Genomic DNA, 2359 nt, shown 5'->3' with positions numbered 1-2359 from the left:
CAGCCGGGCATGCCAGCGGTCGGCGGCGACGGCGGGCTCGGCGGCCAGTGCCAGGGGCAGGGGGCGGGCGCGCCAGCCCAGCGCCGCCTCGGCCGGGGCCGGGTCGCCGGTGCTGCCGGCGGCCAGCATGGCCAGCGTCTCCGGGGTCAGCGACGCGCCGGGCCAGACCGCGCCCAGCCGCGCCGCCAGCCGCAGCAGCGGCGCCGGCAGGGCGATCGGCGGGCGTGGCGCGAGGCCGAGCCAGCGGCGCAGCGTGGCGGTCAGCGCATCCGTGGTCAGCACGGCCGGCCCGACCAGGTCCAGGCTGGCCGGCAGCGGCCGCGGCGCCGCGAGCAGCGCCACGACGGCAGCGCAGAGATCCCCGACATGCAGCGGCTGGATCGGCCAGCGGCCCTCGGCCAGGCGCAGCGGCACCGGCAGGGCCGCCAGCGCCGCGAACAGCCCGGTGCTGCCGCCGCCGCGCCCGACCACCAGCGAGGGGCGCAGCACGCACCAGCCGTCATGCCCGCCGGCCGCGCGCAGGCGGAGGAGATGCGCCTCCGCCCGGCCCTTGCCGCGCAGGAAGTCGCTGCCGGCCTCGACCGCGGCGCCCAGCGCCGAGATCTGCACGAGGCGCGGGATGCCGGCGGCGGCGCTGGCCTCGAAGAGCGCGGCGGGGCCGTGGTGATGCACCGCCTCCATCGCCGCGCCACGCAGCAGGCCGGCGGCGTTGACCACCGCCTCGACCCCCTGCAGCAGCGCCGGCCAGTCGGCCTGGTGGGCGCGGGCCAGGTCGAGCTCGGCCCGGCCGGGGCAGCGCAGCACATGGCCCTCGGCCTCGAGCCGGGCGGCGAGGCGGGCGCCCAGGAAGCCGCGCGCGCCGATCAGCAGGATGCGCATGGCCGCCTCAGGCCTCCGGGCCGGGCCGGGCGGCGGGCAGCGGCGCGCGCGGCCGGGCCATGTCGGCCATGACGATACCCAGGATGAACAGCCCGCAGAGGATGGCGAAGGCGATCAGCCCCAGCGCGTGGCGGGCCATCTCCACCGAGGCGCCGCTGCGGCCCAGCGTCAGGCAGACGATGAAGACGGCGCAGCTGACCATGATCAGCGTGGCGAAGCGGGTCCAGAAGCGGGCGGGCACCGGGCTCTGCCAGATCCGCTCCAGCAGGTCGTGCAGCGGGCGCCAGAGGATGCCGGCGACACCCAGCGTGGCGAAGAGGGTCAGCGCCAGCACGGCGCCCAGCTCGGTCCAGGTGATCACGATGTTTCTCCTTGCCGGTTGCGGCGGAGGAGAAGGCGCAAGGCCCATGCCAGCCTTCTTTGCGGTTGCAGCCCCTTGATCTTGCGGGATTCACCCGCGGGACGGCGGCTTCCCCTGTCGCCCGCGGAGTCAGGCGCCGCGGCGGGCCTGTAAACCGCGTTTACAGGTCCGCCACCGGCTGGCAGCTTGCCGCGGGGCCTTCGCCCCTGGCCCGGTTCCTGCACGAAGACGACGCATGGTGTTGCATCTCAGCCTGGGCCTGGCCCTGATCGGTTCCCTGCTGCTGGCCGGCGTGCTGGCGCGCCACGCCGCCCGCGTCCCCGGCGCCCCCCAGCTGATCCTGTTCCTGGTCGGCGTCGGGCTGTGGATCGGCGGCAACCTGGCCCCCGCGCTCCATGGCGCCGGCGCCGAGGGCACCGGCCTGGCACTGCTGTCGACGGCGCCGCTGACCTCCGCCGTCTTCCTGCATTTCTGCCTGGTCTTCGTCGAGGCGCGGGCGCCGCGCTGGCTGCTGCCTGCCGCCTATGCCCTGGGCGGCGGCGCCATGCTGCTGTCGCTGATTGTCCCGCCGGGCAGCTTCGGCCCCTATGCCGGCATCCGCTTCATCGCCATGCCCAATGCCGTCGGCTGGGCCGCCAGCCTGGTCTGGGGCGGGCTGGCCATCGCCGGCTCCGCCATCCTGCTGCACGGCGCCTGGCGCGCCAGCGGGCTGCTGCGGCGGCAGCGGCTGGCGGTCGCCGCCTCCTCCGGCTGGGGCGCGGCCTGCATGGCGGGCTATGCCGCCGTGGCGCTGCGGCTCGAGGTCTATCCCTGGCCGCTGCTGGCGCTGCCGCTCTATCCGGTGATCCTGGTCTATGGCGTGCTGCGCTACCGAATCCTGGTGGCCAATGCCTGGGCGCGGCGGGCGCTGGCCTGGACGCTGCTGGGTGTCGCGGGCGCCCTGGTGATCGCCCTGGCCTCCTCCGTGCCGGCGCTGGCCGAGCTGGGGCCGCTGGCCTCCGGCGCCGCCGCCGCGCTGACCTTCCTGGCGCTGGGCGGCCCGGTGCGCTGGCTGGCCGAGCGGCTGGTCTATCCCGGCGGCAGTCTGTCCTCGGTCGATCTCTCGACCTGGCGGGCGCG

At 76.3% G+C, this 2359-nt stretch carries 3 protein-coding genes; 1 reads left to right on the top strand and 2 read right to left on the bottom strand.

Annotated features, from left to right (window positions below):
* Together BKE38_RS28460 and BKE38_RS28455 are read right to left on the bottom strand one after the other, a co-directional pair.
* The coding region (locus BKE38_RS28460) for an NAD-dependent epimerase/dehydratase family protein (RefSeq protein ID WP_076960512.1) at positions 1–879 on the bottom strand (879 nt) is incomplete at its 3' end.
* Positions 880–886: 7 nt separating this feature from the next.
* Positions 887–1240 (bottom strand): hypothetical protein, encoded by a 354-nt coding sequence (locus BKE38_RS28455; protein WP_076960511.1) that lies wholly within the window; start codon positions 1238–1240, stop codon positions 887–889.
* A gap of 235 nt (positions 1241–1475) precedes the next feature.
* On the opposite strand from BKE38_RS28455, the gene BKE38_RS28450 reads away from it, so the two are divergent.
* The coding region (locus tag BKE38_RS28450) for a hypothetical protein (protein WP_207553713.1) at positions 1476–2359 on the top strand (884 nt) is incomplete at its 3' end.

Source organism: Teichococcus deserti, from assembly GCF_001982615.1.
GTDB lineage: Bacteria > Pseudomonadota > Alphaproteobacteria > Acetobacterales > Acetobacteraceae > Pseudoroseomonas > Pseudoroseomonas deserti.
This window is presented reverse-complemented; position numbering and strand designations above follow the sequence as displayed.